The organism is Pseudomonas sp. 1 (genome assembly GCF_056626735.1).
This window is the reverse complement of record NZ_JBWXMQ010000015.1, coordinates 160,333-183,523: the sequence shown is the minus strand read 5'-3', so window position 1 is coordinate 183,523 and position 23,191 is coordinate 160,333. Positions and strand designations below refer to the sequence as shown.

Here is a 23,191-nt window from a genome sequence, read left to right as displayed (position 1 = left end):
CCGCTAAAAATACGAATTTTCCTGAAGTGTTTGTCTCCCTAGAATGCCCAGCCATCGACGGCCGGTCTGTATGGCGCTGTCTGTTCTATCGAGGGAAGCATCATGAAACTAAAAACTACAGCGCTACTGATCGCGTCTTTACTGGTACTGGCCGGTTGCGACCAGGCCGAAAAGAGCGCCCAGCAACTGATGGGGCAGGCGGCCGAGGCGGCGAAACAAGCCATCGACGACACGCACAAAGCCGCCGAACAGGCACTCAGCGATGCCACCGGCAATCTGATCAGCAAGAAAGAACCGAAAGACGACGAAGAAAAATCCGAATCGTCCTCCCAGGAAATCTAAACCGTCTTACACAGAGTCAGGACTGACCCATGGAATACCTGTTAGAACTCGCTTCCAGCCCGACGGCCTGGATTGCCTTGGCCACACTGGTGGTGATGGAAATCGTGCTCGGCATCGATAACCTGATCTTTATCTCGATCCTGACCAACAAGCTGCCCGAGCAGTACCGGCAGAAGGCCCGTCGCCTCGGTATCGGCATGGCGCTGATCATGCGTCTGGCGCTGTTGAGCACCATCGCCTTCATCGTGCAGTTGACCGAGCCGGTCATCGAGATCCTGGGCCAGGCGTTCTCCTGGAAGGACATGATCCTGATCGCCGGTGGTCTGTTCCTGGTGTGGAAAGCGACGACCGAGATCCATCACAGCATGGATCCTGCGCCGGAAGATCCGAAGAGCGCCACCTCGACGGTGACTCTGGGCTTCGCCGCCGCGATCGGGCAGATCCTGATGCTGGACATGGTGTTCTCGATCGACAGCATCATTACCGCTGTCGGCATGACCGAACACTTGCCGATCATGGTGATTGCGGTGGTGGTTTCGGTGCTGGTGATGCTGTTTGCAGCTGATCCGCTGGCCAAGTTCATCAACGACAACCCGACGGTGGTGATGCTGGCTCTGGGCTTCCTGATCATGATCGGCATGACGCTGATCGCCGAAGGCTTCGGCGCCCACGTACCGAAAGGTTATGTGTATGCCGCCATGGCGTTCTCGGCTGCGATTGAAGTGCTGAACATGATGTCGCGCCGCGCCAAGCAGAAGAAATTGACTGCCGAAGCGTAATTGCTGGAAAACCAAAGGCCGCCTGAACTCGCGAGAGTCCAGGCGGCCTTCTTGTTTGTGTCGGCTACAGAAAATCAGTGCGCGGTGGCGTGACGAGCATTGTGTTTCTCGATCTTCCTGGTCGGTGCAGGTTGTACCGGGTGGTGATGGCGCCGGGAAATCCGCAACACGCCCCACAGCATGGCGGCCGCAACGGCCAGCCAGCCGGCAATCAGCATTACGATGGTCATGGTCAGGCTCATCTGTGCCTCCTCTTGCCCTGCGTCGGGCGCTCGCTCTTTGGCTCTTATCTGAGTGACAGTCTAGTCGCTGGTGTGTTTCAAGCTATTGACCAAAGGTCGGTGGTGACCAATCAGTTTGCTCTATGCGGCCGATGGATCTGTCGCTTTGGGCTATACCGCAGCGTGGCACCGTCCTATGATCCTCGACCAAGCCGGAACACGATGACCGGTAACTGATCAAGAGAGTGACGATGGTGCAGCTATTTTCCCGGATTCGTGCGGCGCTGCTGGTGGCCGGTTGCGTGACAGCTTTGGTGGGGTGTGCGGGCAGTGTGGCGCCGGAGGTCAAGCGCCTGCCGGAGCGGGTCGAACTCAGCGGCACCTTCTATCGCGGTGAGGCCAATCAGAGCGGGCCGCAAGTGCTGGCCAGCCTGTTGTCGCAGCAGGGCATCGTGATCACGCCGGGGCTGCTGGAAAAACCGCTGCATTTACCGGGCGCCGAGGATAAGTTGCAACAGAATCTGCAGAGTCTGGCGCGCGAGTACGGCATGGTCGTGTATCCGCTGGACAGCAATCTGCCGGCGCTGCTGACTCAGGTGGCGGCCGGGTATCCGGTAATGGTGCGTTTCAGTGAGGGTTCGGCGTTTTGGGCTGAGCCGCGTTACGCGATTCTGTCCGGTTACGATCGTCTGAAGCAGAAGGTGCTGCTGCGCGCGGGGATGAATCGCCGTGAATTGATGAGCTTCAGTTCGTTCGAGTCGGCCCTCGAAAAGTCCGGTGGCTGGGCGGTGTTGATCCAGAAACCGACGCAGATTCCGGCGGCGGTCGATCAGCAGCGCTGGCTCAAGGCCGCCGACGCGCTGGCTCAGGCCGGGCAGGAACGGGAAGCGGCGCAGGCAAGGAAGGCACTGGCAGCGCATTGAGGCTCCGTTCGTCGCCTGTCGGGCACCCTGGCGGAGCATGTGCTTCTGAACTGTAGCGTCCCGTGTTTTACGGGCCAGTATCAGGAGGCGAGCATGGCAATTCCAAATTCACCCAGCGGTCCGCATTCTTCCGAGCATGGCAATGGCGACGATCTGGGCTTCGATCCGGACTCGCCGGATCTGGACGATCCGCAAGTCGATCCCGTCGGCCCTGCAAAGGCGCCGAAGGATGTGCAGCCGGGCGATGATCCCAAGCGTCCGGCCAAGCCTTACGATCCCTTGGCTGATCTCAAGCCTTGAAGCGAGGTGCGTATGAGTACCGATTCGAGTTTCAACGACCACAAACCTGACAGTGTGCCTGCCACACCTGAGCCGGAGGTTGATCCGGTGCTGGATCCGGACAGCCCTCTACGCGATCCGTTGGCGCGTCCGGCAGTGGTCACGCCAGAGCATTCGCGCGACCCGAGCGCCGGTGACGGCATTCCCGATGACGACAAGATGCCGTTGCCCAACGACTGAGTGCATGAATGAAAAAGCCCCGACGATTCGGGGCTTTTTCATGGGGGGGCGGATTACTTTGAGGCTTCGATCACGCCGCTCTGGCGACTCTTGAGGTTCTTGTCAGCCTTGTATTGCTGGGCCACGGCCGGGACGTTGGCGCTCTTGCCGGTTTCCACCCAGCTGCGGATGCGGCTGGCATCGGCGAAGTGAGTGTATTTGCCGAACGCGTCGAGAATCACCAGCGCGACGGGACGGTTGGCCATGCGGGTCACCAGCACCAGGCAATGACCGGCGGGGTTGGTGAAACCGGTCTTGGTGATGCGGATATCCCAGTCGGCCTTGTTGACCAAGTGATCGGTGTTACGGAAACCCAGGGTGTAATTGGGTTTGCGGAACGAGACGGTCTTTTCCTTGGTGGTGGTCAGCTCGATCAGAAGCGGCTGTTTGTGCGCGGCTACCAGCAACTTGCTCAGGTCGCGGGCGGTGGAGACGTTGCGCTCCGACAGACCGGTGGGTTCCACAAAGTGCGTGCTGGTCATGCCCAGCGCCTTGGCCTTGGCGTTCATCGCTGCGATGAATGCCGCGTAACCGCCCGGATAGTGGTGAGCCAGGCTAGCGGCGGCGCGGTTTTCCGAGGACATCAGGGCAATCAGTAACATCTCTCGGCGGGGCAGTTCGCTTCGCAGTTTGACGCGAGAAAACACACCTTTCATTTCAGGTGTATGGCTGATGTCAACGTCAATCCATTCGTCCATGTTCTGGTGCGCTTCGACCACTACCAGGCCAGTCATCAACTTGCTCACGGAAGCGATGGGCACCACCACGTCCGGGTTGCTGGAATAAATGACTTTGTTGGTCTGCAGATCCATCAGCAGGGCGCTGCCGGAGGCAATCTTCAACTGCGAAGCGTCTCGAGGGGCAGCGGTGGTTTCGGCGGCGTTGACCGTTGGCGTGAGGAGCGTGCCTGAAAATGCAAAAACCAGGCTCAGGATGGACAGGCGAATATTCACGCGGGCGAACTCATGAAGGTTGGAAATGCCGTAATTTGTAACGGCCTGTGTCGTAAAAACGACGCATTTTAGGAGTATGGCTGAAGAACTGTCGATGGTTGTTTGAGGCGCATGAAAAAGTCGTGAAAAGCCCTGTAAAAATAGGGGTTTCCGGCGAACGGTAAAGGTTTTTTCGAGGGCATGAAAAACCCCGCACGAGGCGGGGTTACAGGCAAGCTGAAAACACGACTCAGGCGTGCAGGGTTTCTGCTGCGTAGAGGGTATTTTCCAGCAGGCAGGCGCGGGTCATCGGACCGACGCCGCCCGGTACCGGGGTGATCCAGCCTGCGCGCGGCAGGGCGGTTTCGTACACGACATCACCGACCAGTTTGCCGTCTTCCTGACGGTTGATGCCGACGTCGATGACGATCGCGCCTTCCTTGATCCACTCGCCCTTGACCAGACCCGGCTTGCCGGCGGCCACGACCACCAGATCGGCGCGGCCGACGTGGCCGGCCAGATCCTTGGTGAAGCGGTGGGTGACGGTCACGGTGCAACCGGCCAGCAACAGTTCCATCGCCATCGGGCGACCGACGATGTTGGACGCGCCAACAACAACGGCGTCCATCCCGTACAGATCGGCGCCGGTGCTTTCCAGCAGGGTCATGATGCCCTTCGGGGTGCACGGGCGCAGGAGCGGAATGCGCTGGGCCAGGCGGCCGACGTTATAAGGATGGAAACCGTCGACATCCTTGTCCGGGCGGATGCGCTCCAGCAGTTTGGAAGCGTCCAGGTGCTCTGGCAGAGGGAGTTGAAGCAGAACGCCGTCGATTGCCGGGTCATCGTTCAGTCGATCGATCAGATCGGTCAGCGCTTCTTGAGTGGTTTCGGAAGGCAGGTCGTAGGCTTGAGAGAGGAAGCCGACCTCTTCACAGTCTTTACGCTTGTGCGAGACATAAACCTGAGAGGCAGGATCGCTGCCAACCAGGATCACCGCGAGGCCAGGCGTGCGCAGACCTTGCTGGCGACGTTCGGCAACCCGTTGGGCGATCTGCTGGCGCAGGCTGGCGGCGATCGATTTGCCGTCGATTAGTTGTGCAGTCATTGCGCGTGATTAACCATCGAGAGGGGAAAAAAAGAGAACGCATTCTCGCATGTCAAACGGTGAGGGCAAAGGCGCTTGGTCAGCAAATTCCCCTAAGCCCTTTAATTAAATGAATTTTTTTTAAAAAGGATTTGACGACCTTCGGGTCGCTCTATACTATTCGTCGCACTTGTCGGGCACAGCCTAGCACTGGTTAAGAAGGTCGAACGGAATTACGGTTTCGAATGACTGGAAAGCACTTAGTTTGTAGTCCTCCAAGGGTACAGCTAACAAGGCGCCCGTAGCTCAGCTGGATAGAGCATCCGCCTTCTAAGCGGATGGTCGCAGGTTCGAGTCCTGCCGGGTGCGCCATTAGGCAGCATTGGCACAAGTAGCGCGATATGGTGGGCGTAGCTCAGTTGGTAGAGCACGGGATTGTGACTCCCGTTGTCGTGGGTTCGATCCCCATCGTCCACCCCATATTTCGAAAGGCGCCAGATGTAACAGTCTGGCGCCTTTGCTTTAAAAAGCTTCATCCGCGGATGTGGTGGAATTGGTAGACACACTGGATTTAGGTTCCAGCGCCGCGAGGCGTAAGAGTTCGAGTCTCTTCATCCGCACCAATCAAAGCTTCATTCATGCCGTTGGCCGGGTGAAGTTTTACAAAGAAGTTGTTTGGCTTCTTTGGCACGCAATATGGTGGGCGTAGCTCAGTTGGTAGAGCACGGGATTGTGACTCCCGTTGTCGTGGGTTCGATCCCCATCGTCCACCCCATATTCCGAAAGGCGCCAGATTTAACAGTCTGGCGCCTTTTTTGTTTTACGGTTTCGGATTTTCGCGGCTGCAGGTTTCGGGTCGCAGGGCAGGGTGCTTCGTCGTATTAATGTTGCTCGATGATGCGCGCTGCCTGCCGACCATGCTTGCGCGGTCGGCTGTCAGGGAGATGATTCAACCGCCTCTATATATAGAAGAGGTTGGTGTAGAGCCCTGGCTTGAATTGGCTGTATTTGCTAACAGGGCGAGGTGCAACCGTTTGTCCCCGCCTTCAAATGGCCTGCTGTTTTTTTACCCGTTTTCAGTAGGGTGACTTCTTGAGTTTGACCTACTAGAATGCTTGCCCTTGATTCTTGGGTCGGAAACGGCCGGCTAACGTCTGTGCAACGAGGAATATCCATGCAAGTTTCTGTTGAAAATACTACTGCTCTTGAGCGCCGCATGAGCATCACCGTGCCGGCTGAGCGCATCGAGACTCAGGTCAACAAGCGTCTGCAGCAGACTGCCCAGAAGGCCAAGATTGCTGGCTTCCGTCCAGGCAAAGTGCCAATGAGCGAAATCAAGCGCCGCTTCGGTGCTGATGCGCGCCAGGAAGCGATCGGTGACCTGATCCAGTCCTCCTTCTACGAAGCTGTGGTCGAGCAGAAGCTGAATCCGGCCGGTTCGCCGTCGATCGAGCCAAAGTCGCTCGAAGCTGGCAAGGACCTGGAATACGTAGCCGTATTCGAAGTTTTCCCTGAGTTCACCGTTGCCGGTTTCGAAAGCATCAACGTTGAGCGTCTGAGCGCTGAAGTGGCTGACGCCGATCTGGACAAGATGCTGGACATCCTGCGCAAGCAGAACACCCGTTTCGAAGTGGCTGAGCGTGCTGCCCAGAACGAAGACCAACTGAACATCGATTTCGTTGGCAAGGTCGACGGCGAAGTGTTCGCTGGCGGTTCTGCCAAGGGCACTCAGCTGGTGCTGGGTTCCGGTCGCATGATCCCTGGCTTCGAGGAAGGCCTCGTTGGCGCCAAGGCCGGTGAAGAGCGCGTTCTGAACCTGACCTTCCCAGAGGACTATCAGAACCTGGACCTGGCTGGCAAAACCGCCGAGTTCACCGTGACTGTCAACACCGTTTCCGAGCCAAAACTGCCAGAGCTGAACGAAGAGTTCTTCGCTCAATTCGGTATCAAGGAAAGCGGCATCGACGGTTTCCGCTCCGAAGTTCGCAAGAACATGGAGCGTGAACTGCGTCAGGCGATCAAATCCAAGGTCAAGAATCAGGTAATGGACGGTCTGCTGGCCACCAACCCGATCGAGGTGCCCAAGGCTCTGTTGTCCAACGAAGTTGACCGTCTGCGCGTGCAGGCTGTTCAGCAGTTCGGTGGCAACATCAAGCCTGACCAACTGCCTGCCGAGCTGTTCGAAGAACAAGCCAAGCGTCGCGTTGTACTGGGTCTGATCGTGGCCGAAGTGGTCAAGCAGTTCGAGCTGAAGCCAGACGAAGCCCGCGTTCGCGAAATGATTCAGGAAATGGCTTCGGCTTACCAGGAGCCTGAGCAGGTCGTGTCCTGGTACTACAAGAACGAGCAGCAACTGAACGAAGTCCGTTCGGTTGTGCTGGAAGAACAAGTTGTGGATACTGTTCTGCAGAAAGCTAGCGTGACCGACAAAGCGGTCTCTTACGAAGAAGCGGTCAAGCCGGTAGAAGCTCCAAAAGCCGACTGATTGTTTTTGCGTTAGAAGCACACACCATAAGCCAGCCTTCGAGCTGGCTTATGCGTATTCAAGACATGACTATTTGGGAGTGACTGCAGAGCATGTTCCGTAATTCCTATATTCAGCAGAACTCTGATATCCAGGCCGCCGGCGGCCTGGTCCCGATGGTTGTCGAGCAATCTGCTCGTGGCGAGCGCGCCTATGACATCTACTCGCGTCTTCTCAAGGAGCGAGTAATCTTTCTGGTGGGCCCTGTAGAGGACTACATGGCCAACCTGATTTGCGCGCAATTGCTGTTCCTTGAAGCGGAAAACCCGGACAAGGACATCCATCTTTATATCAACTCCCCGGGCGGTTCGGTGACAGCGGGCATGTCGATCTACGACACCATGCAGTTCATCAAGCCAAACGTATCGACTACCTGTATCGGTCAGGCGTGCAGCATGGGCGCGTTCCTGCTGACGGCCGGTGCACCTGGCAAGCGTTTCTGCCTGCCTAACTCGCGCGTGATGATTCACCAGCCACTGGGCGGTTTCCAGGGCCAGGCATCGGACATTGAAATCCATGCCAAGGAAATCCTCTTCATTCGCGAGCGTCTCAACACGCTGATGGCCAAGCACAGCGGCCGTACGCTTGAAGAAATCGAGCGCGACACCAACCGCGACAACTTCATGAGTGCAGAAGCTGCGAAGGAATACGGTCTGATCGACGAAGTGATCAACCAGCGCCCAGCTTAAAAACAAGCAGCTCAAAATAGGCTTGGTCGGCGCGTCTGATCAGCGGCGGGCTTGAAAAAGCCCGCAATAGCCTTCATCTTGTGTTGCAAGCCTATCGGATTTGGATCGAACGAATGACTGACACCCGCAACGGCGAGGACAACGGCAAGCTGCTCTATTGCTCCTTCTGTGGCAAAAGCCAGCATGAAGTGCGCAAATTGATTGCCGGCCCCTCGGTCTTTATCTGCGACGAGTGCGTCGACCTGTGCAATGACATCATCCGCGAGGAGGTGCAGGAAGCACAGGCCGAAAGCAGCGCGCATAAATTGCCTTCGCCTAAAGAAATCAGCGGCATCCTTGATCAGTATGTAATTGGTCAGGAGCGTGCCAAGAAGGTTCTGGCAGTGGCGGTGTACAACCACTACAAGCGTCTGAACCAGCGTGACAAAAAGGCTGACGACGTCGAACTCGGCAAGAGCAACATCCTGCTGATCGGCCCGACCGGCTCCGGTAAAACCCTGCTGGCCGAAACCCTGGCCCGCTTGCTGAACGTTCCGTTCACCATCGCCGACGCAACCACCCTCACCGAGGCGGGTTACGTGGGTGAAGACGTCGAGAACATCATTCAGAAGCTGCTGCAGAAGTGCGATTACGACGTAGAGAAAGCCCAGATGGGCATTGTCTACATCGACGAAATCGACAAGATTTCGCGCAAGTCCGACAACCCGTCGATCACCCGGGACGTTTCCGGTGAAGGCGTGCAGCAGGCCTTGCTCAAACTGATCGAAGGCACGGTCGCTTCGGTTCCGCCGCAAGGTGGCCGCAAGCATCCGCAGCAGGAATTCCTTCAGGTTGATACCCGCAACATCCTGTTCATCTGCGGTGGCGCATTCTCCGGTCTGGAGAAGGTCATTCAGAACCGTTCTACAAAGGGTGGCATCGGTTTCAACGCAGAAGTGCGCAGCAAGGAAGAAGGCAAGAAGGTGGGCGAGTCCCTGCGTGAAGTCGAGCCTGACGATCTGGTCAAGTTCGGTCTGATCCCGGAATTCGTCGGTCGTCTGCCGGTCCTGGCGACGCTGGACGAGCTGGATGAGGCTGCTTTGATGCAGATCCTCACCGAGCCGAAAAATGCCCTGACCAAACAGTATGCCAAGCTGTTCGAGATGGAAGGCGTGGATCTGGAATTCCGTTCCGACGCGCTGAAAGCAGTCGCCAAACGTGCCCTGGAACGTAAAACCGGTGCCCGTGGCCTGCGTTCGATTCTCGAAGGTGTACTGCTCGACACGATGTATGAGATCCCCTCGCAGTCCGAGGTGAGCAAAGTAGTGATCGATGAAAGCGTGATCGAGGGCAAGTCCAAACCACTGTATATCTACGAAAACAGTGAGCCGGCTGCCAAGGCTGCACCGGACGCGTAAGCGTCCGGTCTGCCGGAACAAAGAAGGGGCCTTCGGGCCTCTTTTTTTTTATGTCGTTTTTTACACCCCCTTTACGCTTGTTTTTTTTCAAGTCAGCCCCCATCTTGGTTTCAAGTTCAATTCCATCTGATTACGGCCATATGGCCGCCGTAGAGGCGAAATCATGAAGACCACCATCGAATTGCCTCTCCTGCCATTGCGTGATGTCGTTGTGTATCCGCACATGGTTATCCCGCTGTTCGTGGGGCGCGAGAAATCCATCGAAGCCCTCGAGGCCGCGATGACGGGCGACAAGCAGATCCTGCTGCTGGCCCAGAGAAACCCGGCTGACGACGATCCCGGTGAAGAAGCTCTCTATCGCGTAGGTACCATCGCCACAGTTCTGCAACTGCTGAAGCTTCCGGACGGCACCGTCAAGGTTCTGGTCGAAGGCGAGCAACGTGGCGCTGTCGAGCGCTTCAGCGAAGTCGATGGCCACTGTCGTGCCGAAGTCTCGTTGATCGACGAAGTCGACGCCGCCGAGCGTGAGTCCGAAGTGTTCGTGCGCAGCCTGCTGTCGCAGTTCGAACAATACGTGCAGCTGGGCAAGAAAGTCCCGGCTGAAGTCCTGTCGTCGCTCAACAGCATCGACGAGCCTGGCCGCCTGGTAGACACCATGGCCGCGCACATGGCACTGAAGATCGAGCAGAAGCAGGAAATCCTCGAAATCATCGATTTGTCAGCCCGGGTCGAGCACGTTCTGGCCCTGCTGGACGCCGAGATCGACCTGCTGCAAGTCGAAAAACGCATTCGTGGCCGCGTCAAAAAGCAAATGGAGCGCAGTCAGCGCGAGTACTACCTGAACGAGCAGATGAAGGCCATTCAGAAAGAGCTCGGCGACAGCGACGAAGGCCACAACGAAATCGAAGACCTGAAAAAGCGTATTGATGCTGCCGGTCTGCCGAAAGATGCCCTGGCCAAGGCCACTGCCGAGCTGAACAAGCTCAAGCAGATGTCGCCGATGTCTGCTGAAGCCACCGTGGTGCGCTCCTACATCGACTGGCTGGTTCAGGTGCCTTGGAAGGCTCAGAGCAAGGTGCGTCTGGACCTGGCCCGTGCCGAAGACATTCTCGACGCCGATCACTACGGCCTCGAAGAGGTCAAGGAACGCATCCTTGAATACCTCGCCGTGCAAAAACGCGTGAAGAAAATCCGTGGCCCGGTGTTGTGCCTGGTCGGTCCTCCAGGCGTGGGTAAAACCTCGCTGGCGGAGTCGATCGCTCATGCCACCAACCGCAAATTCGTGCGCATGGCCCTCGGTGGTGTGCGTGACGAAGCGGAAATCCGTGGTCACCGTCGGACTTACATCGGTTCGATGCCAGGAAGATTGATTCAAAAGATGACAAAAGTGGGTGTGCGCAACCCGCTGTTCCTGCTCGATGAAATCGACAAAATGGGCAGCGACATGCGTGGCGACCCGGCGTCGGCGCTGCTCGAGGTGCTCGATCCGGAACAGAACCACAACTTCAACGACCACTATCTGGAAGTCGATTACGACCTTTCGGATGTGATGTTCCTGTGCACCTCGAACTCGATGAACATCCCGCCAGCGCTGTTGGACCGGATGGAAGTGATCCGCCTGCCGGGTTACACCGAAGACGAGAAGATCAACATTGCGGTCAAGTACCTCTCGCCAAAGCAGATTGCAGCCAACGGCATGAAGAAGGGCGAGCTGGAATTCGACGAAGAAGCGATCCGCGACATCATCCGTTATTACACCCGCGAAGCCGGTGTGCGTGGCCTCGAGCGGCAGATTGCCAAGGTTTGCCGCAAGGCGGTCAAAGAGCACGCGCTGGAAAAACGCTTCTCGGTAAAAGTGACAGCTGACCTGCTGGAGCATTTCCTCGGTGTCCGCAAGTTCCGCTACGGTCTGGCCGAGCAGCAGGATCAGATCGGTCAAGTGACCGGCCTGGCCTGGACTCAGGTGGGTGGCGAACTGCTGACCATCGAAGCGGCTGTGGTGCCGGGTAAAGGTCAACTGATCAAGACCGGTTCGCTGGGTGACGTAATGGTCGAATCGATCACTGCGGCCCAGACCGTGGTGCGCAGCCGTGCCAAGAGCCTGGGCATTCCTCTGGACTTCCACGAGAAGCGCGACACTCACATTCACATGCCGGAAGGCGCTACGCCGAAAGACGGCCCGAGCGCCGGTGTAGGCATGTGTACTGCGCTGGTGTCGGCTTTGACGGGTATTCCTGTGCGAGCGGATGTCGCCATGACCGGCGAGATCACACTGCGTGGTCAAGTTCTCGCCATCGGCGGTTTGAAAGAAAAACTGCTGGCCGCTCACCGTGGCGGAATCAAGACAGTGATTATTCCGGAAGAGAACGTGCGCGATCTGAAGGAGATTCCTGACAATATCAAGCAGGATCTGCAGATCAAACCAGTTAAATGGATTGACGAGGTCCTGCAAATTGCGCTGCAATACGCGCCGGAGCCCTTGCCGGATGTGGCTCCGGAGATAGTTGCCAAGGACGAAAAACGTGAGTCTGACTCTAAGGAAAGAATTAGCACGCATTAATACGCTTTTGCCTGGGGGGCTTCCTTGACAGCTTTTTAGAGCCCTTGTTATAAAGCGGCTCTTAAGTGTCTGTAGGCCATTCAGCACTCGTTTTTGCTTTCACCAAAAAACTTAGAATCATCTCAAAATAGATATAAGGGGACTTAGAGTGAACAAGTCGGAACTGATTGATGCTATCGCTGCATCCGCTGATATCCCGAAAGCTGCTGCTGGCCGTGCGCTGGACGCTGTAATCGAATCCGTCACTGGCGCTCTCAAGGCTGGCGACTCCGTTGTTCTGGTTGGCTTCGGTACTTTCTCCGTAACTGATCGTCCAGCTCGCATCGGTCGTAACCCACAGACCGGCAAGACTCTGGAAATCGCGGCAGCCAAGAAGCCAGGTTTCAAAGCCGGTAAAGCCCTGAAAGAAGCCGTCAACTAAGTTTGATTCAGGTTTTTACCCATCCGGGTCGGGGTCATGCCTGACTTGGCAGCGGAGCGGTAGAGCAGGCGGTTGGAATAGCCGCCTGTCACACCGGGATCGAGGGTTCGAGCCCTGTCCGCTCCGCCAGTTACGAGAAGGCGCATCCTCGGATGCGCCTTTCTTCTATCCGGATTCTACCCACGCTCCACGGTTGCCTAATTTGAAGTTCAACCGTTTCTGGGGGACGCATGCTGCAGAATATCAGGGACAATTCACAAGGCTGGATTGCCAAGACCATTATCGGAGTCATCGTTGCACTGATGGCTCTGACCGGTTTCGACGCCATTTTCCAGGCCACGACTCACAAGAATGAGGCGGCCAAGGTCAACGGTGAAGAAATCAGCCAGAACGAGCTGAGCCAGGCGGTGGATATGCAACGCCGTCAGCTGATGCAACAACTGGGCAAGGACTTCGACGCCTCCTTGCTGGACGAAAAAATGCTGCGCGAATCAGCCCTCAAGGGTTTGATCGATCGCAAGCTGCTGCTGCAAGGCGCGGAACAATCGAAATTCGCTTTCTCCGAAGCGGCCCTGGATCAAGTGATCCTGCAGACGCCTGAATTCCAGGTCGACGGCAAGTTCAGCTCCGACCGTTTCGATCAGGTGATCCGTCAACTGGGCTACACCCGCATGCAGTTCCGCCAGATGCTGGCTCAGGAAATGCTGATCGGCCAGTTGCGCGCCGGTGTGGCGGGCAGCGGTTTCGTGACCGACGCTCAAGTGCTGGCCTTCGCCCGTCTGGAAAAACAGACCCGCGATTTTGCCACGTTGAACATCAAGGCTGATCCTTCGGCCGTTAAGCTGACCGATGACGAGGTCAAGGCTTACTACGACGAGCACGCCAAGGAATTCATGACCCCGGATCAAGTGGTCATCGATTACCTGGAGCTGAAAAAGGCTTCGTTCTTCGATCAGGTCACCGTCAAGGACGAAGACCTGCAGGCGGCGTATCAGAAAGAGATCGCCAACCTGTCGGAACAGCGTCGTGCGGCGCACATTCTGATTGAAGTCAACGACAAGACCACCGAAGCTCAGGCCAAGGCGAAGATCGAAGAAATCCAGGCGCGTCTGGCCAAGGGCGAGAAATTCGAAGCGCTGGCCAAGGAGTTCTCGCAGGATCCGGGTTCGGCCAACAACGGTGGTGACCTCGGTTATGCCGGTCCTGGCGTTTACGATCCAGCCTTCGAGAAAGCCCTGTACTCGCTGAACAAGGATCAGGTTTCCGAGCCGGTTCGCACCGACTTCGGTTACCACCTGATCAAGCTGCTGGGTGTCGAGGCGCCTGAAGTGCCGACCCTGGCCAGCCTGAAAGACAAGCTGACCCGCGAGCTGAAAACCCAGCAAGTGGAGCAGCGTTTCGTCGAGGCGACCAAGCAACTGGAAGACTCTTCGTTCGAAGCATCCGACCTGGCCCAGCCAGCGCAGGAGCTGAAACTGACCGTGCACACCTCCAAGCCGTTCGGCCGTGAAGGTGGCGAAGGCGTTACAGCCAACCGTGCCGTCGTGACCGCCGCGTTCAGCACCGAAGTGCTGGAAGAGGGTGCCAACAGCACTGCCATTGAGCTGGATCCGGAAACCGTGATCGTGCTGCGTGCCAAGGAGCATTTGAAGCCTGCTCAATTGCCGCTGGAAAGCGTAGCCGCTGCCATTCGCACCCAGTTGACCAAAGAGCACGCCAGCGCGGCTGCCAAGACCAAGGCGGAGCAACTGATCGCCAGTCTGCGTGATGGCAAGACGCCGCTGGACAAGGCGGTGGACGGTCAGAACTGGAAAGTCACTGAAGCGGCGAACCGCGCTCAGGAAGGCGTTGATCCGGCGGTGCTGCAAGCGTTGTTCCGCATGCCGAAACCGGCCGCCAAGGACAAGCCGACCTTCACCAGCGTGACGCTGGCGGATGGCAGCCTGACCATCGTGCGTCTGAACGGCGTGAACGAAGCAGCGGCTCCGACCGATGAAGAGAAAGCGCAATACCGTCGCTTCCTCGCATCGCGTGTAGGCCAGCAAGACTTCGCGGCGTACCGCAAACAGCTGGAAAGCGAAGCCGACATCAAGCGTTTCTGATGCCTGGCTGAGCCGCAAGACCCGAGCCCCGGATGAAAATCCGGGGTTTTTTTATGCGCGCTGTTTCTGCCGCGGTCTGGGCCCTGTGGCGATCAAGCCGGGATGCAACCGCCAAATTGCGCGTGTTCGTCGATCATTTATCAGCGCGACTTTTTCCTGCGATTGAAGGTCGATAGAGTTGTAACTGTTTTAAGACACTAATCCATACGCCGCGGGGCAGCGATCTGTTGCACAATACGCCCCGGACCGTTTTCCCTCAGGATGTTCAATGTTGAATTCTATTCCCGTGCGTTTCATCGGGTTGGCGTTGTTGCTGACCGCCGCTGCCGGCTGTTCCAAGGACAAGCCTATCTACGAGCATGAGAATTTCGACGACTCCGGCACCTTTTCGCGCAATTACCCGGTGACCGACACCGCCAGTTGCGAAGCGGCCCGCCGAGCGTTGCTCAGCCAGGGCTACATCATTACCAGCAATGACCCGAAACTCGTCAGCGGGCACAAGAGCTTTCAGCAGACCGGCGAAACCCATCTGGAGATCAGCTTCAACGTGGTGTGCGCCGATGATGGCAGCGCCGGCCATCACGCCACCGTGTTCGCCAACGCCCTGCAGGACCGCTACGCGCTGAAGAAGACCAACAACTCGGCCAGCCTCGGTGTCGGCGTGCTGGGCTCGGTCTCGATGCCGATCGGCTCGTCTGACGACTCGATGGTCAAGGTCGCCAGCGAAACGGTGTCGTCGCAGAAGTTCTACGAGCGCTTCTTCACGTTGGTCGAGCTGTTCCTGCCGGCTGACGCAAAGAAGGCTGCGCACATCACCGAAAAACCGAAGACCGACCTGGGCGTCCCGGAAGCCAAAGCGACGCCAGCTCCATTGGCTCCAACCCCTGCGGCTGAACCGGCCCCGGCCCCAGCACCGGCGGCCGAGCCCGCTGCGGCACCGGCGCCAACGCCTGCGGAGGCAACCCCGGCCAGTTCCGAGCCGGTAGCACCGCCGGCCGAAGCCGCGCCGATCACCCCGGCACCGGTTGCCGAACCTGCGCCCGCGACGCAAACCATCACCCCTCCGGCCAACCCGACGGACATGCCGCCGCCCTCCGAGCCGATTCCAGCCATGCCTGCCTCCGGGCAGTGAACTTTGCGCCACGTCTCCGACCTCTGTCGGACGCGTGGCGTTTTGTTGTCTCCCTTGAGCTTCTTCCTGCCAGTCCCGTCGAAAAAATTCCCGCGATAAATTCCTGACCGCCTGCTACGTTTATTTCATGAAGGACGCGTTTCATTTTTCCTTCACACGGGCACTTTATGCTCGAGGCACTGGTCATTTGTTCCAGGCCATTTCAAGCAAGCAGGTAGGGGGATTACGCAATGGATGACTATCAAGAAGAACTGCTCGAATTCCAGGCCTTTGAGCTGGATTCACCCGAGCCTGCGGAAGACGCCACCGAGCTGTGAGGCGTCAGCCTGTCTTGCGGTGACTGCGGCGAAATTCGCCCGGTGTCTGGCCGTTCCAGCGCTTGAAGGCGCGCTGGAAAGCTTCGGCCGAAGCAAACCCCAGCAGGTAGGCGATTTCACCGAATGCCAGTTCGGTGTCGCGGATGTAGGTCATCGCCAGATCACGGCGGGTGTCATTGAGGATCGCGCGAAACTGCGTGCCTTCCTCGGCCAGCTTTCGCCGTAACGTCCAGGTCGGCAGCTTCAGGCGTGCCGCCACTTCTTCCAGATCCGGTTCCCGGCCGCCATTGAGCAACGGCCCGAGCAATTGCGTGATGCGCTCACGCAGGCTGCGGGTGCGGGTCAATTGCTCCAGTTCCCGTTCACACAAACCGAGCAGATGTTTCCAGGTGCTGGGGCAATGCTCCGGGTTGCGTTGGGCCAGGCTGGTGAGGCTCAGGCGCAGTTGATTGTGTTCGGCGCCGAACTGGATCGGGCATTCGCCGAGCACCGTATAAGCGTCGCGGTAATCCGGGCTGTCGAATTCGATTTCGATCCGTTCGGCGCGCAGGGGCTCGGGGCTGACGCTGGACAACTGATGCAGCCAGCCGGCAATGATCGAATCCACCACAAAGCGGTTGTAGGCGTTGTACGGGCTGATCGAGTAGAACCGCAGCCATGCACCACTGGCGTCCTCGTGAAAACTCGACTGACCGCGATAGTTGGAGCCGTACAAGGGTTCGAAGCGAGTCAGACAGCGAGCGGCTTCGCGTACCGTCGGGGCCTGCGCCGCGGTCACGCCGGCCAGCCCGGCCTGACTCAAGCGACTGAGCCCGCCCATGCGCAAACCCAGTGCCGGATCGCCGGTCAGCTGGATCGCGCCATGCCCCAGACGCATGTAGCGCGGGATCGACAGACGCGCCCCGGCTTCGGCCAGTCGTGCGGCATCCAGGCCGTACTGTTCGAGCAATGGCAACGGATCGACGCCATGGCTGCGCACGGCATCGGCCAAGCTGTGGACGAAGCCCACCGACAGATCCCCGAGACGCATCGGCAGCGGTTTCATGGGTTACAACCAGAGATTCAGCAGGCGCGCGCCACGAGCTTCGCTGTCAGCGAACTGCTGGCCGTTACTGTTGAGGAAGCTTTGCCCGGAACTCGGTTTGTCCCAGAACTGCCCGCGCAGAAACACACTCATGCCGGCCAGCGCCTTGCTGGCCGACGGTTGCGCGGTCAGGGTCAACTGGTGCCAGGCCTGGCCTTCGCTGATTGCTCCCGGTTTCAGGCTGACCGGGCCCGGCACGCTCAAGCCTTTGTAGCCCTTCCACGGTTGATCCCAGACGCCATGACCGACGACAACCGCAGGCACTGCGATCAGCTGCGCGCCTTGTTCGTCGAGTTTGCGGTAGTTGTCCGGATACCAACTGTCCTTGCCGATCAGCACGCCAAGGCGTCCGGCCGGAGTGTCGACCACATTGATCCGTGAAGCCTCGCGGGTGCTGGGTGCTTCGTCCTGATCGAAGACCGGACGCATCTGCCGCTGAGGCTGGCCGAGCGGGGCGCCGTCACGGCCAAAGACTACGGTGCTGTTGTACAGCGCGCCACTACCGGCCTTGAGCCTGCCTTCGATGATGTTCGGCTCGGGCAACACGATCGAGCCGGCCACCAGTGTGATCCGGAATTCCTTCGCCAACCCACCGAACAGCGCTTGATAGTCCTTGGCCATGTCCCGGGACTTCATGCGCAGGTGCGCGTCATCCAGACGTTTGCTGCCCTTGGCGGTGAGCCAGGCGCGAGCAAATTGCACCGGGTTGCTCGCCGCCAGCCAGTTCATCGCTTCGGCGAGGGTGGCGGCCTGGTACAGCTCGTCTTTCTCGCCGCTGATCATCAGCCAGGTGCCGACATGCTCCGGCAGGATGACCACGGTTTTTTCATTCAACAGTCCCTGATCCTGAGCCTGCTGCAAATAGGCGGCGAGCTTGCGGTGCAGACGTTCGGGGCTTTGGTAGTCGGTGGGGAACAGTTCGGGCTGGATGCCAAGCAGATTGCCGCGGTCGGCCGGGGTGCCCTGATCGACCGCGAGTTTGATCCGCAGGTCCGACAGGTAATGACCGGCCGGGCGGTCAGCCGCCCACATGGCGTAGAAGGTGAGCGCGGCGATGAGCGCCATGGAAAAAGTCAGGTACAGAAGTTTGCGCATGAAATCCAACAACAGCCGGGTACAGGGTGTGCGGACAGGGTAGGGCGCCAGCTCCGGCTTGCCAAGGGGCGCTGCGCATTTGGATCAATAACTTGTCAGTTACGGTCATTGAGTGACAGCGATGCGACTCCTAATCTGTCGACCATGACTGACGGGGGACGCAGAGCTCCCGCATTTTCCGTGATCGCTCGCTGTGGAGTTAACGATGACCGCCACTCAATACCCGCACCTGCTGGCCCCGCTGGACCTGGGATTCACCACGCTGCGCAACCGCACCCTGATGGGCTCGATGCACACCGGCCTTGAAGAGAAGCCGGGTGGATTTGAACGCATGGCGGCATACTTCGCCGAGCGTGCCCGTGGCGGCGTCGGCCTGATGGTGACCGGCGGTATCGGTCCGAACGACGAGGGCGGTGTGTATTCCGGTGCGGCCAAGCTGACCACCGAGGAAGAAGCGCTCAAGCACCGTATCGTCACCCGCGCGGTGCATGAGGCGGGCGGCAAGATCTGCATGCAGATCCTCCACGCCGGCCGTTATGCCTACAGCCCGAAACAGGTTGCGCCGAGCGCGATTCAGGCGCCGATCAACCCGTTCAAGCCCAAGGAGCTGGACGAGGAAGGCATCGAGAAGCAGATCAACGATTTCGTCACCTGCTCGGTACTGGCCCAGACCGCCGAGTATGACGGCGTGGAAATCATGGGCTCGGAAGGTTATTTCATTAACCAGTTCCTGGCGGCCCACACCAACCATCGCACCGACCGTTGGGGCGGCAGCTACGAAAACCGCATGCGCCTGCCTGTGGAAATCGTTCGCCGCGTACGTGAAGCGGTCGGCCCGAACTTCATCATCATCTTCCGTCTGTCGATGCTCGATCTGGTGGAAGGCGGCAGCACCTGGGAAGAAATCGTCACTTTGGCCAAAGCCATCGAGCAGGCCGGCGCGACCATCATCAACACCGGCATCGGCTGGCACGAAGCGCGGATTCCGACCATCGCCACCAAAGTGCCGCGTGCAGCGTTCAGCAAGGTCACGGCCAAGCTGCGTGGCTCGGTGAAGATTCCGCTGATCACCACCAACCGCATCAACACCCCGGAAGTCGCCGAGCAGATTCTCGCCGAAGGCGATGCCGACATGGTGTCGATGGCGCGGCCGTTCCTCGCCGACCCGGATTTCGTCAACAAGGCTGCCGAAGGCCGTGCTGACGAAATCAACACCTGCATCGGCTGCAACCAGGCCTGCCTCGATCACACCTTCGGCGGCAAGCTCACCAGTTGCCTGGTCAACCCGCGCGCCTGCCACGAGACCGAACTCAATTACCTGCCGGTCAAGCAGATCAAGAAGATTGCCGTGGTCGGTGCCGGTCCTGCCGGTCTGTCCGCTGCCACCGTGGCCGCCGAGCGCGGGCACCAGGTGACCTTGTTCGATTCGGCCAGCGAGATCGGTGGCCAGTTCAACGTCGCCAAGCGTGTGCCGGGCAAGGAAGAGTTTTACGAAACCCTGCGCTACTTCAAACGCAAGTTGCAGACCACCCACGTCGAGGTGTGCCTGAACACCCGCGTCGACGTGGCGAAGCTGGTCGAGGGCGGTTACGACGAAGTCATTCTGGCGACCGGCATTGTGCCGCGTCTGCCGGCGATTCCGGGCATCGAGAACGCCAAAGTGCTGAGCTACCTGGATGTGCTGCTCGAGCGCAAACCGGTCGGCAAGCGTGTCGCAGTGATCGGCGCCGGCGGTATCGGTTTCGATGTGTCGGAATTCCTCGTGCATGAAGGTGTGGCCACCAGTCAGGATCGCGCTGCGTTCTGGAAAGAGTGGGGCATCGACTCGAATCTGGAAGCCCGTGGTGGCGTGGCCGGGATCAAGGCTGCACCGCACGCACCGGCCCGTGACGTGTTCCTGCTGCAACGCAAGAAATCCAAGGTCGGCGACGGCCTGGGCAAGACCACCGGCTGGATTCATCGCACCGGTCTGAAGAACAAGCAGGTACAGATGCTCAACAGCGTCGAATATCTGAAGATCGACGACCAGGGCCTGCACATCCGCATCGGCGAAACCGGCGAGCCGCAAGTGCTGCCGGTGGACAACATCGTCATCTGCGCCGGCCAGGATCCGCTGCGTGAGCTGCATGACGGTCTGGTCGAAGCCGGGCAGAACGTGCACCTGATCGGCGGCGCCGATGTGGCGGCCGAGCTGGATGCCAAACGTGCGATCAATCAGGGTTCGCGTCTGGCCGCCGAGCTGTAACGCTGCAACCAGGTCCAGCGTGCCAACGACCATCGCGAGCAAGCTCGCTCCCACAGGTTTTGCGTCGTTCACAGATGTTGTGAGCTCAGCAGAACCTTGTGGGAGCGAGCTTGCTCGCGATGGCGTCCTTTGAGCGACTAGAATGCTGGCTCTGTCCAGAATGAAAAGTCACCCATGCTTCTTCCCCCCGCAGACTGGCTCCCTCAAGCCCCCCTCGATCCCTTTCATCTGGACTGGCTCACTGCCGCCGGCATTGAAGTCGCGATCTTGCGTCTGGACCGGATCGATCCGCTGATCAGCGGCAACAAGTGGTTCAAACTCGTCGAGCATCTCAAAGCCGCCGATCGCGCGGGCGCCGAAGGCATCATCAGTCTGGGCGGCGCGCACTCCAATCATCTGCATGCACTGGCGGCTGCGGGCAAACGCCTGGGATTCACGACGGTCGGGCTGTTGCGCGGGCATGCGCAGGACACGCCGACGGTCAGGGATTTGCAGGATTTCGGCATGCAACTGCACTGGCTCGGGTTTGGCGGTTATCGGGCGCGGCATGAGCCGGGGTTCTGGCAGCCGTGGCGAGAGCAATATCCGACGCTGCATCCGGTGCCTGAAGGTGGCGGCGGTTTGCCGGGGGCGCAGGGTTGTGCGTCATTGAAGGATCAAGTCAATGCGCAACTCGGCAAGCTCGGCTGGAGCGACTATCACGGTTGGTGGCTGGCCTGTGGCACGGGCACCACGCTCGCGGGATTGGTTTTGGCCGAGGCAGGACAACATGCGGTGTATGGCGCAATGGCTGTGCCCGACGATCACGGCGTCGCGGCCAATGTCGAGGCGATCGTGGGTGAGGCTGGAGGCTACGAGCTGATCGAAGCCAGCCGTGGTGGTTTCGCCAAGGTCGATCCGGCGCTGCTTGAATTCATCGCGCAAACCGAACAGGCCAGCGGCATTCCCCTCGAACCGCTGTACACCGGGAAAGCCTTGCTGGCGCTCAAACAACAGATCGAATCGGGCCGCTTTGCCCGGGGTTCACGCTTGATCTTTGTCCACACCGGCGGTTTGCAGGGCCGGCGTGGATTTGATGGCTAGCCCTGATTGCGCTTGGGCATCATCCGCAGCAGCGTGTTATCGCCCACCACGTAATGGTGATACAGCCCCGCCAATGCATGCAGGCCGATCAGCCAATAGCCGATATTGCCGATCAGTACGTGCCATTGTTCAACCTGCTTGGCAAAGGCTTTGTCTTCTTGCACCAGCAACGGCAGGTCGAAACCGTAGAACATCACTTGATGGCCCTCGGCGCTGGTGATCAGCCAGCCGAGGATCGGCATGGCGATCATGAACAGGTACAGCGCCCAGTGCATCAGTCGGGCAAGCGCGGTCTGCCACAGCGGTGAAGCGGGGAAGATCTTCGGCGCCGGGCCGATGCTGCGTGCCAGCAGGCGAAACCACACCAGCACGAACACCGTCAGGCCCAGCATGTAGTGCACCTCGCGGATCAGCGAGCGGCCACCACTGCCCTTGGGGAAGATGCCGCGCAATTCCATGCTGGCGTAAACCAGCACCAACAGCACCAGCATCAACCAGTGCAACAGGACTGACACGGTGCTGTAGCGTGATTCTGAACTTGTCCACGGCATACGGTATTTCCTCACGGATCAGGGTCGAAACGTGCCGTTCTTGAGCGACGGCATGCCTTAACTGTAATCCGCTTTGGCCGAATTGCCCGTGCCTAAAAACGCTTTCATTGCGCGAAATCAGGGGTTTGCCCAAAAAAACGCCAGTGTCGGGCAGACACTGGCTTTTTTTTGCTGCAGCCGCCGCAATCAGCTGCTTTGCGGCATCTCGCCGTTGGCCAGGCGTTTGTTGATGTCGGTGATCACTTCCGGCAGATCGCTGATGGTGTCGATCATGTAGTGCGGGCGCGAGCCTTCGAACAGCGCGTGAATGCGCTTGCGTTCGCTGGCCAGCGCATCGCTGCCCAGTGCGCGAAAGCCTTCGTAATCCAGGCCCAGGGCGTTGCCGGAGCAGATCAGTGCCACGGTCCACATGCCGGCGCGACGGCCTTCGAGAATGCCCGGCACGGTGTCGTCGATCTTCACGCAGGCGGCGACATCGTCGATGCCCAGCGCAATCACGTTGGCCAGTGCTTGTGCAGGCCATGGGCGGCCGTTCGGCACTTCGTCGGTGGCCACGACGTGGTCGGCGATGTAGCCGTTGGTGGCGGCGAGTGCCACGACCTTGTCCATCACCTGCTTCGGATAACCGGAGCAGGAACCGATCTTGATCCCTTGCTGACGCAGGTTGGCGATGGTCTCCAGTGCGCCGGGGATCAGCGCTGAATGCTCGGCGATTTTCTCGATCTGCAGCGGCATGAAGCGGTTATAGATTGCAGTCACGTCATCGTCGGTCGGAGTGCGGCCGAACGCCTTGCGATAGCGCTCGGCAACCTGCGGCTGATCGCACAGGGTGCGGATGTGATCCCACTTGCCCATGCCCATCGGGCCTCGGGCTTCTTCGATGGAGACCTGGACGTCGAACTCGGCGAAGGCTTCGACGAAGATCTGGGTCGGGGCGAAAGAACCGAAATCGACAACGGTGCCGGCCCAGTCGAGGATGGCGGCTTGCAGTTTGCTCGGGTTGTTGTAGGTCATGACAAAAATTCCTGTGAGAACACGCAATTCGAAAATTTGGTGATCTTGTGGGAGCGAGCTTGCTCGCGAAGGCGTCGTGCCAGTTGGCATCTAGGTTGAATGTGTGACCGCATTCGCGAGCAAGCTCGCTCCCACAGT

21 protein-coding genes, 4 tRNA genes and 1 pseudogene are annotated in these 23,191 nt (G+C 58.9%); 19 read left to right on the top strand and 7 right to left on the bottom strand.

The window, feature by feature from the left end; all coding sequences use genetic code 11:
- Window positions 1-102: 102 nt before the first annotated feature.
- Together AC1MDC_RS22240 and AC1MDC_RS22235 are read left to right on the top strand one after the other, a co-directional pair.
- Complete coding sequence (locus AC1MDC_RS22240) at window positions 103-342, top strand: hypothetical protein (protein ID WP_039767627.1); 240 nt, start codon at window positions 103-105, stop codon at window positions 340-342.
- 29 nt (window positions 343-371) lie between these two features.
- Window positions 372-1,121: a TerC family protein gene (locus AC1MDC_RS22235; RefSeq protein ID WP_085686574.1), complete on the top strand. Its 750-nt coding sequence runs from the start codon at window positions 372-374 to the stop codon at window positions 1,119-1,121.
- Window positions 1,122-1,195: 74 nt separating this feature from the next.
- Here AC1MDC_RS22235 and AC1MDC_RS22230 read toward each other — a convergent pair whose 3' ends face one another.
- The gene (locus AC1MDC_RS22230) at window positions 1,196-1,363 is read right to left on the bottom strand and encodes a hypothetical protein (protein WP_169431021.1); all 168 of its coding nucleotides are present in this window, start codon (window positions 1,361-1,363) and stop codon (window positions 1,196-1,198) included.
- Between the two features lie 230 nt (window positions 1,364-1,593).
- Here AC1MDC_RS22230 and AC1MDC_RS22225 point away from each other — a divergent pair, with 230 nt between their 5' ends.
- From AC1MDC_RS22225 to AC1MDC_RS22215, 3 genes are all read left to right on the top strand, one after another.
- Window positions 1,594-2,265: a peptidase C39 family protein gene (locus tag AC1MDC_RS22225; protein ID WP_480393662.1), complete on the top strand. Its 672-nt coding sequence runs from the start codon at window positions 1,594-1,596 to the stop codon at window positions 2,263-2,265.
- A 93-nt stretch (window positions 2,266-2,358) separates the two neighbouring features.
- Entirely contained in the window at window positions 2,359-2,565 is a 207-nt protein-coding gene (locus tag AC1MDC_RS22220; RefSeq protein ID WP_085698993.1) for a DUF6021 family protein, read from the top strand.
- Between the two features lie 12 nt (window positions 2,566-2,577).
- Entirely contained in the window at window positions 2,578-2,784 is a 207-nt protein-coding gene (locus tag AC1MDC_RS22215) for a hypothetical protein (protein WP_480393661.1), read from the top strand.
- Between the two features lie 53 nt (window positions 2,785-2,837).
- Here the strand turns inward: AC1MDC_RS22215 and pbpG are convergent, their stop codons facing one another.
- Window positions 2,838-3,776 carry a D-alanyl-D-alanine endopeptidase gene (gene pbpG, locus AC1MDC_RS22210; protein WP_011335039.1) on the bottom strand — a complete coding sequence of 313 codons (939 nt, stop codon included), beginning with the start codon at window positions 3,774-3,776 and terminating at the stop codon, window positions 2,838-2,840.
- A gap of 229 nt (window positions 3,777-4,005) precedes the next feature.
- Entirely contained in the window at window positions 4,006-4,860 is an 855-nt protein-coding gene (gene folD / locus AC1MDC_RS22205; protein ID WP_011335038.1) for a bifunctional methylenetetrahydrofolate dehydrogenase/methenyltetrahydrofolate cyclohydrolase FolD, read from the bottom strand.
- A 274-nt stretch (window positions 4,861-5,134) separates the two neighbouring features.
- Between folD and AC1MDC_RS22200 the strand changes: the two genes are divergently transcribed.
- The 12 genes and pseudogenes from AC1MDC_RS22200 to AC1MDC_RS22145 all read left to right on the top strand — a co-directional run bounded on the left by AC1MDC_RS22200 (window position 5,135) and on the right by AC1MDC_RS22145 (window position 15,664).
- Window positions 5,135-5,211 (top strand) — tRNA-Arg (locus tag AC1MDC_RS22200).
- Window positions 5,212-5,243: 32 nt separating this feature from the next.
- Window positions 5,244-5,319: transfer RNA gene (locus AC1MDC_RS22195), tRNA-His, on the top strand.
- A gap of 58 nt (window positions 5,320-5,377) precedes the next feature.
- Window positions 5,378-5,462, top strand: a tRNA-Leu gene (locus AC1MDC_RS22190).
- Between the two features lie 76 nt (window positions 5,463-5,538).
- A tRNA-His gene (locus AC1MDC_RS22185) sits at window positions 5,539-5,614 on the top strand.
- Window positions 5,615-6,013: 399 nt separating this feature from the next.
- The gene (gene tig, locus AC1MDC_RS22180) at window positions 6,014-7,324 is read left to right on the top strand and encodes a trigger factor (protein ID WP_480393660.1); all 1,311 of its coding nucleotides are present in this window, start codon (window positions 6,014-6,016) and stop codon (window positions 7,322-7,324) included.
- A gap of 92 nt (window positions 7,325-7,416) precedes the next feature.
- A complete protein-coding gene (gene clpP / locus AC1MDC_RS22175; protein ID WP_007951559.1) occupies window positions 7,417-8,052 on the top strand; it encodes an ATP-dependent Clp endopeptidase proteolytic subunit ClpP in 636 nt (211 codons plus the stop codon).
- Between the two features lie 113 nt (window positions 8,053-8,165).
- Complete coding sequence (gene clpX / locus AC1MDC_RS22170) at window positions 8,166-9,449, top strand: ATP-dependent Clp protease ATP-binding subunit ClpX (protein WP_085699001.1); 1,284 nt, start codon at window positions 8,166-8,168, stop codon at window positions 9,447-9,449.
- Window positions 9,450-9,612: 163 nt separating this feature from the next.
- Entirely contained in the window at window positions 9,613-12,009 is a 2,397-nt protein-coding gene (lon, locus tag AC1MDC_RS22165; protein ID WP_085690114.1) for an endopeptidase La, read from the top strand.
- Window positions 12,010-12,157: 148 nt separating this feature from the next.
- Window positions 12,158-12,430 carry an HU family DNA-binding protein gene (locus AC1MDC_RS22160; RefSeq protein ID WP_002552737.1) on the top strand — a complete coding sequence of 91 codons (273 nt, stop codon included), beginning with the start codon at window positions 12,158-12,160 and terminating at the stop codon, window positions 12,428-12,430.
- 230 nt (window positions 12,431-12,660) lie between these two features.
- Window positions 12,661-14,532 (top strand): SurA N-terminal domain-containing protein, encoded by a 1,872-nt coding sequence (locus AC1MDC_RS22155; RefSeq protein WP_480393659.1) that lies wholly within the window; start codon window positions 12,661-12,663, stop codon window positions 14,530-14,532.
- Between the two features lie 77 nt (window positions 14,533-14,609).
- Window positions 14,610-14,708: pseudogene (locus AC1MDC_RS22150) on the top strand (LysR family transcriptional regulator); the annotation flags it as partial.
- A 92-nt stretch (window positions 14,709-14,800) separates the two neighbouring features.
- A complete protein-coding gene (locus AC1MDC_RS22145; protein WP_266202043.1) occupies window positions 14,801-15,664 on the top strand; it encodes a DUF2242 domain-containing protein in 864 nt (287 codons plus the stop codon).
- A 321-nt stretch (window positions 15,665-15,985) separates the two neighbouring features.
- On the opposite strand, the gene AC1MDC_RS22140 is transcribed toward AC1MDC_RS22145, so the two are convergent.
- Together AC1MDC_RS22140 and AC1MDC_RS22135 are read right to left on the bottom strand one after the other, a co-directional pair.
- Window positions 15,986-17,026 carry an AraC family transcriptional regulator gene (locus tag AC1MDC_RS22140; protein WP_480393658.1) on the bottom strand — a complete coding sequence of 347 codons (1,041 nt, stop codon included), beginning with the start codon at window positions 17,024-17,026 and terminating at the stop codon, window positions 15,986-15,988.
- Window positions 17,027-17,029: 3 nt separating this feature from the next.
- Window positions 17,030-18,160 (bottom strand): nitrilase-related carbon-nitrogen hydrolase, encoded by a 1,131-nt coding sequence (locus AC1MDC_RS22135; protein ID WP_480393657.1) that lies wholly within the window; start codon window positions 18,158-18,160, stop codon window positions 17,030-17,032.
- Between the two features lie 205 nt (window positions 18,161-18,365).
- On the opposite strand from AC1MDC_RS22135, the gene AC1MDC_RS22130 reads away from it, so the two are divergent.
- Together AC1MDC_RS22130 and AC1MDC_RS22125 are read left to right on the top strand one after the other, a co-directional pair.
- On the top strand, window positions 18,366-20,405 hold the full coding sequence (locus tag AC1MDC_RS22130; protein ID WP_480393656.1) for a 2,4-dienoyl-CoA reductase FMN-binding domain-containing protein: 2,040 nt from the start codon (window positions 18,366-18,368) through the stop codon (window positions 20,403-20,405).
- Between the two features lie 174 nt (window positions 20,406-20,579).
- Window positions 20,580-21,488 (top strand): 1-aminocyclopropane-1-carboxylate deaminase/D-cysteine desulfhydrase, encoded by a 909-nt coding sequence (locus AC1MDC_RS22125; protein ID WP_480393655.1) that lies wholly within the window; start codon window positions 20,580-20,582, stop codon window positions 21,486-21,488.
- Here AC1MDC_RS22125 and AC1MDC_RS22120 read toward each other — a convergent pair.
- Complete coding sequence (locus tag AC1MDC_RS22120) at window positions 21,485-22,039, bottom strand: cytochrome b (protein ID WP_085699015.1); 555 nt, start codon at window positions 22,037-22,039, stop codon at window positions 21,485-21,487. The genes AC1MDC_RS22125 and AC1MDC_RS22120 overlap by 4 nt on opposite strands.
- 186 nt (window positions 22,040-22,225) lie before the next feature.
- Entirely contained in the window at window positions 22,226-23,053 is an 828-nt protein-coding gene (gene phnX / locus AC1MDC_RS22115) for a phosphonoacetaldehyde hydrolase (protein WP_480393654.1), read from the bottom strand.
- Window positions 23,054-23,191: the final 138 nt, after the last annotated feature.